Source organism: Massilia genomosp. 1 (assembly GCF_011682185.1).
In the GTDB taxonomy this organism is placed as follows: Bacteria; Pseudomonadota; Gammaproteobacteria; order Burkholderiales; family Burkholderiaceae_D; genus Telluria_A; species Telluria_A rubra.
The window spans coordinates 1-7551 of sequence record NZ_WHJF01000174.1 but is presented as its reverse complement, the minus strand read 5'-3'; the positions used below and the strand labels follow the sequence as shown (position 1 = coordinate 7551).

11 protein-coding genes are annotated in these 7551 nt (G+C 67.0%); 2 read left to right on the top strand and 9 right to left on the bottom strand.

Annotated elements, in window-relative coordinates; all coding sequences use genetic code 11:
• Positions 1-109: transposase (locus tag F1735_RS31885; RefSeq protein WP_187364415.1), on the top strand; the 109-nt coding region annotated here is incomplete at its 5' end.
• 102 nt (positions 110-211) lie between these two features.
• Positions 212-748 (top strand): alpha-ketoglutarate-dependent dioxygenase AlkB family protein, encoded by a 537-nt coding sequence (locus tag F1735_RS31880; protein WP_167240824.1) that lies wholly within the window; start codon positions 212-214, stop codon positions 746-748.
• Between the two features lie 41 nt (positions 749-789).
• Here F1735_RS31880 and F1735_RS31875 read toward each other — a convergent pair whose 3' ends face one another.
• The 9 genes from F1735_RS31875 to F1735_RS31835 all read right to left on the bottom strand — a co-directional run.
• Complete coding sequence (locus tag F1735_RS31875; RefSeq protein ID WP_187364414.1) at positions 790-1275, bottom strand: type II secretion system protein; 486 nt, start codon at positions 1273-1275, stop codon at positions 790-792.
• Positions 1276-1498: 223 nt separating this feature from the next.
• Entirely contained in the window at positions 1499-1882 is a 384-nt protein-coding gene (locus F1735_RS31870) for a type IV pilin protein (RefSeq protein WP_167240822.1), read from the bottom strand.
• A gap of 10 nt (positions 1883-1892) precedes the next feature.
• Positions 1893-2363: a type IV pilin protein gene (locus F1735_RS31865; RefSeq protein ID WP_373888618.1), complete on the bottom strand. Its 471-nt coding sequence runs from the start codon at positions 2361-2363 to the stop codon at positions 1893-1895.
• Positions 2360-4327 carry a secretin and TonB N-terminal domain-containing protein gene (locus F1735_RS31860; RefSeq protein ID WP_229506067.1) on the bottom strand — a complete coding sequence of 656 codons (1968 nt, stop codon included), beginning with the start codon at positions 4325-4327 and terminating at the stop codon, positions 2360-2362. Before F1735_RS31860 ends, F1735_RS31865 begins: the two co-directional genes overlap by 4 nt.
• A complete protein-coding gene (locus F1735_RS31855) occupies positions 4324-4863 on the bottom strand; it encodes a hypothetical protein (RefSeq protein ID WP_167240820.1) in 540 nt (179 codons plus the stop codon). Before F1735_RS31855 ends, F1735_RS31860 begins: the two co-directional genes overlap by 4 nt.
• Positions 4860-5474 carry a type 4a pilus biogenesis protein PilO gene (gene pilO / locus F1735_RS31850; RefSeq protein WP_167240819.1) on the bottom strand — a complete coding sequence of 205 codons (615 nt, stop codon included), beginning with the start codon at positions 5472-5474 and terminating at the stop codon, positions 4860-4862. The genes F1735_RS31855 and pilO overlap by 4 nt, the downstream gene beginning before the upstream one ends.
• Positions 5462-6013 (bottom strand): hypothetical protein, encoded by a 552-nt coding sequence (locus F1735_RS31845; protein WP_167240817.1) that lies wholly within the window; start codon positions 6011-6013, stop codon positions 5462-5464. Before F1735_RS31845 ends, pilO begins: the two co-directional genes overlap by 13 nt.
• Positions 6014-6015: 2 nt before the next feature.
• Positions 6016-6822 (bottom strand): hypothetical protein, encoded by an 807-nt coding sequence (locus F1735_RS31840; RefSeq protein WP_167240815.1) that lies wholly within the window; start codon positions 6820-6822, stop codon positions 6016-6018.
• Positions 6809-7551, bottom strand: a 743-nt coding sequence (locus F1735_RS31835; RefSeq protein WP_167240813.1) for a GspE/PulE family protein, incomplete at its 5' end; no start/stop codon positions are given. The genes F1735_RS31835 and F1735_RS31840, both read right to left, overlap by 14 nt.

Here is a 7551-nt window from a genome sequence, read left to right as displayed (position 1 = left end):
GCTTTGGGGCGGCGCGCTATGGTCGCCTTCCTACTTTGCCGGTAGCTGCGGCGGTGCGCCTATCGCCGTTATCCGGCAGTACATCGAACAGCAGCAGACGCCGCACTAGACGCACCAAACCGGACGGTTGCGCCGTCCGCGCTCTTGACCCCGCCCTGAAGGGCGAGGTTTGCCGCGCAACCGATCAACCCGTACTGAGCAATCCGAGCCCATGCCTGTTCCACCGATTCGCCTCAGCCCCGGCTTCATCGCCGATCCGGATGCCCTGTTCGCCGCCCTCAAGACCGGCGTGGCCTGGGACGAGCGCATGAAGGCGCGCAAGACGGCCAGTTTCGGCGTCAGCTATGACTATGCGCAGATCGCCTACCAGGAGGTGCCGATGCCGGCGCTGCTCGACGCCCTGTGCGCGCGCCTCGAAGGCGAACTCGGTTTCCGGCCGAACAACTGCCTGTTGAACTACTACCCTGACGGCGCCTCGTCGATGGGTTTTCATTCCGATGACACCGATGGCCTGGCCGACGGCACCGGCGTGGCCATCATTTCGCTCGGCAGCGAGCGCGCGATTGCCTACCGCAGCAAGCTGGACGCCGCGCTGCGGGTCGACTATCCGCTGCCGAACGGCTCGCTGCTGTACATGTCGGGGCAAGTGCAGCACGACTGGCTGCACGCGATTCCAAAAGACCCGCATGCCGGAGAACGCATCAGCCTGACCTTCCGCGCGATCCGGCGCCAGGGTGCGCCTGGCTGAATCGAACAGAAAACCGCCATCAATCCACTACCTCTTCAGAGTCAGCGCGGCGCACCCGGCCCGGGCAGCACGCCAATGCGCAGCTGCCCGCCGTTCTTGCCTTCCTCGCCCTCCTGCGGCGGGATGAACATATCGTGCGGATAGACAAACGTCCAGTCCGCATACCTCCCCTTGCCGCGAAAGCTGCTGTCGTGATCGTCGAAATTGTCGACCTTCATCGGCGCGCGCCGCGACAGCGAATGCACGCCCACGATGCGCCCTTCCACCCGGATCAAACCCCAATCGGCCTTGCCGGTGAGCGGGTCCGGGTACAGGCGCCGCAAGTGACGCTTTGCGTTGGGAAAGCGCGGGTCCTTGACCAGGTCCTGCAAGGTCAATGGATACATCTGCGGGCCGGCGGCGGCGCTGCCGTGATAGCGCGCGATGGCGGCGCGAAATTCGTGGCCGATGAACAGCAGCTCGCGCTCCTTGTCGCGCCGTACCGAGGTCGAATACAGCTCGCTGGCGATCGTGCTGCCGATGCCCATGAAGGCGACCAGCAGCAGGGTCCAGATATAGGCAAAGCCGGCCTCGGTCCTCGACGCTGCCGATGGATGGTTTTTTGAGTCATCGGGAACCCCAAGACCGTCATTCCCGCGAAGGCGGGAACCCCATTTCGTACCGCAGCTACGGGCGGCTCCAGGAAATGGGATTGCCGCCTTCGCGGGAATGACGGCTCTTGAGTCAGCGGCCTTGCCCGCAATCGCGACATCACAGCTGTTCATACGGCACGCCCTCGCGCGTCTTGCCGCGCGCGCCGCTGCGGATGTCGGCCACGCCCGGCTTGTCCGGATCGCTGGAGGCCACCGGCTGCCACGTCACGCTCGATTCGGTGACCGGGTCGACCGGCACCGAGCGAAAATACTTGTGCGTCACCAGCTCCCCCAGCGAGGATGGATAGACGCCCTTGTCGCCATAAAATCTGTCGATCCCGAGGCGCAGCACGTGCAGGTTTTCCTTGAGCGCGACTTCCTTCGACTTGTCGACCGAACCGAAATAGCGCGGCACGGCGATGGTCAGGAGGGTCGCGATGATCGCCATCACCACCAGCAATTCGACCAGCGTGAATCCACAGCCTTGTGTTCTCATTCGCATTGACGGCACCTCACCATTGTTTGTGCGGCACGCCGTTCAATCCCACGGCGGCCGAGCGCGAACTGACGTCGAACACATCCTCGCCCTCGCTCGGGTTATCCGGCGGCGAGGCATACGCGCGCTTGGCCCAGGTATCGGCGGCGCGCGCCTGGTCCGGGGCGGCAAACGGATCGCGCGGCAGGCGCCGCAGAAAATACATGTTCTTCTTGGCGGGACTGAGCTGGTCGGGCACGCCCTCGACCAGTTCTTCCAGCTTTTTCGGATAGCCCGAGTCGCCCGAGGCGATCTTGATGCGGCCAAGGTCGGCCGCCTTCTTGTACGCTTCGAGCCCTTCGCGGATCTCGATCAGGGCGCTGCGCAGGCTGCGCTCCTTTTCGCGCTGCACCGCCACCTGCGCCATCGGCACCGCCACCACCGCCAGCGTTCCCATGATCGCCAGCGTGATCATCAGCTCGATGAAGGTGAAGCCGCGCGCCGTCACTGGATCACCTTGCGCGGCGCATCGGCGCCGGGGGGTTTTGCGTTGCCGTTGCCGTTGCCGGTGGCGCTGTCATTGGCGCTGTCGCTGCTTGCCGGCTGCGGCGGCGCGCCATCGTTGCCGGTCATGGCCGACGGCGCCGGCGGCGGCGCTTCCACCGGCTGCGCCTGCGGCGCTCCCGCGGCGGCGCCCCCAGCGCCCGGACCGGGCCCGTAACCGCCCACATTCGATTCGGTGCCGGAATCGAACTGCGCGGTCGTCAGGTCGGGCCGGCGCATCCCGCGCAAGATGCGCGGCGTGATCGACAGCACGATCTCGCTGCGCGAGGTATCGTCCTTGTGGCTGCCGAACAGGCGCTTGAGCACCGGCAGTTCGCCCAGGCCCGGCAGCTTGTCGGCGCTGCGCCGGTCCTCGTCGCTGATCAGGCCGGCCAGCACCTGGGTCTCGCCATCCCTCAGGCGCAGCACCGTGCCGGCGCTGCGCGTGCCGATCTGGTACGCCTGCGTGCCCGACTTGCTGATCACTTCCTTGACCACGTTGCTCACTTCCAGATTGATCTTGATCGCCACTTCGTCGTCGAGGTGTACATTCGGCTCGACGTCGAGCTTGAGGCCGACGTCGACATAGTTCACGCTGTCGGAGCTCACGCCGTTGTTGGTGGTGACGGTGATGACCGGCACCCGGTCGCCGATCAGCACCTTGGCCTTTTCCTTGTTGCGCACGCGGATGCGCGGATTGGCCAGGATGTTGCTGTCGCTGTCGACCTGGTTGGCGCTGATGGTGGCGCTGCCGACGGCGAAGTTGATGCGCCCGCGATTGATGCCTCCCAGGTCGGCCAGCGTGAGCGGTTTCAGGCTCTCGCCCACACTGGCCAGGCTCAGGGTGGCCTTGTCGGGCCAGCGCACGCCCAGCTCCATCAGGCGCGTGCGCTTGACTTCCAGCACCTCGACTTCGAGCATCACTTCCGGGTCGGCCATGTCCTGCATGGCGATGATGCGTTCGGCCATGCGGATCATGTCGGGCGTGTCGCGCATCATGATGATGCCGAGCCGGTCGTCGGTCACGATGTCCTTGGCCTTGAGCAGGGTCTTGATCGAAAACGAGACCGTCTTGGCGTCGGCATTGGTCAGGTAAAAACTGCGCACCACCAGCTGCTGGTAATCCTTCACCTTTTGCGCCGTGTTCGGATAGATGGTGATGGCGCGCTCGCCCGTCACCGTCTGTTCGAGCTGGTTGGCCGAGAGCAGCATGCGGATCGCTTCTTCCAGGCTGGTATTGCGCACCGAGATGGTGGTGCGGATGGCCGGGTCCACATCGCGGTCGAACACGAAGTTCAGGCCCGACACCTTGCCCAGGAAGTCGAACACCGAGCGCACCGGCGCGTCGCGAAAGTCCAGGGTCACGGGCTTTTTGTAAGCGGCGGCCAGCTTGCCGCCGCCGGCGTGCTTTTTGGCCTGTTCGTCGGCGATGCGGCTCCTGAGCGCCAGCGCGTCGCGCTGGTTGGGGCGCTCCTGCAGCACCACGCGCAGCGCTTCCAGGGCTTGCGCCAGGTCGGCCTCGCCGGCGCGCCGCCACGACGCTTCGGCGCCGGCCACCATCTCCTTGTGGCGCTGTTCCTGCGCGCCCGCCTGCACGCCTTGCCGCGCGACCGCATTGGCCGGGTCGATCGCCAGCACCCGGGCCGAGAGCTTGTCGGCCTCGGCAAAATTGCCCTGGCCGCGCAAATGGTCGGCGTGCGCATTGAGGGCATTGACGATGCTGGCCTTGCGGTTCAACAGGCCAATCCGGTACTCCGCGTTGCCGGGGTCCTGGCGCACGGCTTGTTCGAGCTTGGCCAGGCCTTGCTCGACTTGTCCCTGCTCGATCAGGGCCTTGCCTTCCTTGAAGGTTTGCGGGCCGGCGCAGGCGGCGAGCGCGGCGGACAAAGCCAGCATGCGCAAGGTGGTACCAGTCAGTGTGCGATTCAATTCATCTCCCCTACTGCGAGTGTTTGTTTCTTCTGGAGCGGCAGGTACGTGAACGTCAGCGTGTCCGTTTCGGCGCTGTCGAAGGTGTAGCTGTCGTCGATCTTGTCGCCCACGTAGGCAACCACGTTGCGTTCCTCGACCTGTAAAAAGTAGGCCTGCTTGCCGTCATCAAGAAAGCGCCCCAGCAGGCGGATCGGCAGTTCCGGTGCGCCGCCGGCGCTGGCCGCCGCCCTGGCATGCACCGGCTTGGTGACGGCGCTGTCGGCCGGCCTGGCCGGCGCCGCCTCCGTCAGCGGCGCCGGCCCTTGCCAGTTCTGGCGCGCAAAGGCGTTGCCCAGTTCCTCGTCCTGCGCGCGCGGGCGAATGTCCAGCGCCGGCGCTTCGCTTTCCTGCGCTGCCGCCCGCACTACCACCAGCGGCGCCGGGGCGATGGTGCGCGCCTGGGCCGGGGCGATGATGTCGGTATCGTCGTCGGGGGCGAAATAGCAGGCCAGCAGCGTCACGCCCAACGCCACCGCCATCGTCATCTTTTTCATCGGCGTCCTCCTTTTGCTGCGGCCTTCCTGACCAGCAGGTTGAAATGCACGCGCGCTTCGACCTCGCCGGTGTCGATCTGCTCGCGCTTGAATGTGACGGAATCGAGGGTCAGGGACGGCATGTCGCGCAAGGCGCCGACGATGAAGGCTTGCACCCTGGCGTAATCGGCCTTGATCGGCAAGGTGATCTGGTAGCGCAGAAAGGCGGCGCCGTCTTCGGCCTGCGCCTTGTAATCGGCCTTGGCCAGCGCCACGCCATTCTTGGAGGCGACGTCGACCAGTTGCTTGAGCAGGTCGGGAATCGTTTCATGGGCCGGCAGCCAGGCGTAGAAGGCGGCCACGCGGCGCGCGCCGTCCGGCAGCGCCACCCGTTGCTGCGCCGGTTTGACCGAGCGCGCAGCGGCGATCCGCTGCGCCAACTGGTGCTGGCGCGCTTCGAGGCGCTGCGACTGCCACCCGCACGCGGCGGCAAGCGCCAGCGCGCAGGCGCCGACGGCGGCGCCCCAGCCCAGGCGGGCGCCGTGGCGGCGCGCTTCCCAGGCGATGCGCGCGGCCAGCATCGAGGGCGCCCCCGCCCGCTGTGCGGCGCTGGCGATTTTCAGTCCTGCCATTGCGCCTCCAGTTGAAAACGGTACGGCCGGTTGGCCGCCGCGCCGTTCAATTCATGCTTGACCAGGTACACGGAAGTGAACAGGGCCTGCTCGTTGAGGTAGGCGACGTAGTTCATCATGTCGCCCGCAGTTTCGGCTTCGGCCGCGATCTTCAGCCCGCCGGCGGCGCTGCCGCCTTTTGCACCGTCTTCCGGTTTGCTGTTCAAGTCCATGCCGAGCAGCGCAACGTGGATATCAAGCGGCGCCTGCACCGTGTTGACCAGGCGCGTCACCGGCAAGTTCAATTGGCGCACGGCGTCGCCGATGATGGCCAGCTGGCGGTCCTGTGCGCGCTGGTCGGCTTCCGACAGGTACACCTGCGGCGCTTCGCGCGGGGCCAACTGCGCCAGCTGCGCTTCCAGTGCGCCGGCCTGGCGCGCCTGCACCACCCAGTCCACGCCGGCCACGCCAAGGGCCAGCAGGCCGCCGGCCAGCAAGGCCAGGCGCCAGCCCCTGGGCGCTGGCGCGCCCCGCACAAAATTGAGTTGGGTCAGCGCCATGCTCAGCACCTCATCATGGCCACGGCGGCGTAGCCGGGCGCCGGGGCCGGCGGCAGCTTGACCATGTCGAACTGTTCGGGCAGCGCCTGGAGCGCCGGCCGCTCGTCCAGGGTCACCAGCGCCACCTGCGCGATTTCGCCCAGCTCGGGCGCGCGCAGGGTCCAGCGCTGCCAGGCTTGCGGCAGTTCGCTTTCCCACGGGCCGCGCAGGGCTTGCGCCTGCACCGCGTGAATGCGGCCGTTGGCGGCGGCGGCCAGCACCAGGCGGCCCGGTTCGACCAGCGCAAAGGCGCGCGGGGCGCTTGAGGCGATGGCGCGCCAGGTGATCGACAGCACCGACTCGATCGCCATGCACGGGTGGCCGCACTCGCGCGCCACCTCTTGCAGGCCTTGCAGGAAGTCGCGTTCGATGGCGCAGGCCAGGCGTGGCTGGCCGTACGGCGCGTCGTCGCACACGATCTCCCAGGTGCGCGCGGCGTCGCCGTAGATGCCGATGAACTGGGCTTGCTGGAAGCGTTGCGCGGAGCCCTGGTGCAGCAGGGCGTCGCTCCACGGGATCATGGCCAGCTGGCACCAGCGCGTGGTCAGGGCGACCGACACCGGCACCCCCTTCAGGGTGACGCCGGCGGTGCGCAGGTAGGCGCCGAAGGCGGCCAGCGCGCCATCCCATTTGCCGTCGGCCTGGTCGAGGGGAATCCGTACTTCGCTGTGGGCGACGATGCGCTTGCCGCTGCGGACCACGGCGGTGAGCAGGTCGGGGGCGAGCGAGACGCACACGGTGCGGCTTGAGAAGAGTTCAGTAAGTGACACGGTTTAGCTCCATCAATGTGGTTTCTCCCTGGCGCACCAGGTCCAGCGCGGCCTCGCGCACCAGGCGAATGCCGGCGCGCGAGGCTTCTTCCTTCATGCGGCTGACCGGCGCGCGGGTGGTGATCATTTCGCGCATGGCGTCGTTGAGCATCAACACTTCGGCCACCGCCTTGCGGCCCTTGTAGCCGGTGCCGCGGCAGTGGCCGCAGCCGGCGCCCGCCTTGAAGCGCCAGCCGGCCACCTGTTCAGGCGCCAGGCCGCTGTCGCGCAGTTCGTCCGGATCGGGCGGGACCGGCACCGCGCAGTGTTCGCAGTTCAGGCGCAGCAGGCGCTGCGCCACGATGCCGTTCAGGGCGGCGGCGAAGCTGTAGGCGTCCACGCCCATGTGCAAGAAGCGCCCGACGACATCGAACACGTTGTTCGCGTGCAGGGTGGTAAACACCAGGTGGCCGGTGAGCGCGGCCTGCACCGCGATCTGCGCGGTTTCGTCGTCGCGGATTTCGCCGATCATGATCTTGTCGGGGTCGTGCCGCAGGATCGAGCGCAGGCCGCGCGCGAAGGTCAGGCCCTTTTTTTCGTTGACGGGAATTTGCAGCACGCGCGGCAGGCGGTATTCGACCGGGTCTTCGATGGTGACGATCTTGTCGCGCCCCGTGTTGATCTCGGTGATGGCCGCGTACAGGGTGGTGGTCTTGCCCGCGCCGGTCGGCCCGGTCACCAGCAGCATGC

Bases quoted from the DNA above. Each gene is read 5' to 3' on its own strand.
- F1735_RS31875 (WP_187364414.1), bottom strand. From the start codon at position 1,275: ATGGGCATCGGCAGCACGATCGCCAGCGAGCTGTATTCGACCTCGGTA.
- F1735_RS31870 (WP_167240822.1), bottom strand. From the start codon at position 1,882: ATGCGAATGAGAACACAAGGCTGTGGATTCACGCTGGTCGAATTGCTG.
- pilO (WP_167240819.1), bottom strand. From the start codon at position 5,474: ATGGCAGGACTGAAAATCGCCAGCGCCGCACAGCGGGCGGGGGCGCCC.
- F1735_RS31845 (WP_167240817.1), bottom strand. From the start codon at position 6,013: ATGGCGCTGACCCAACTCAATTTTGTGCGGGGCGCGCCAGCGCCCAGG.
- F1735_RS31855 (WP_167240820.1), bottom strand. From the start codon at position 4,863: ATGAAAAAGATGACGATGGCGGTGGCGTTGGGCGTGACGCTGCTGGCC.
- F1735_RS31880 (WP_167240824.1), top strand. From the start codon at position 212: ATGCCTGTTCCACCGATTCGCCTCAGCCCCGGCTTCATCGCCGATCCG.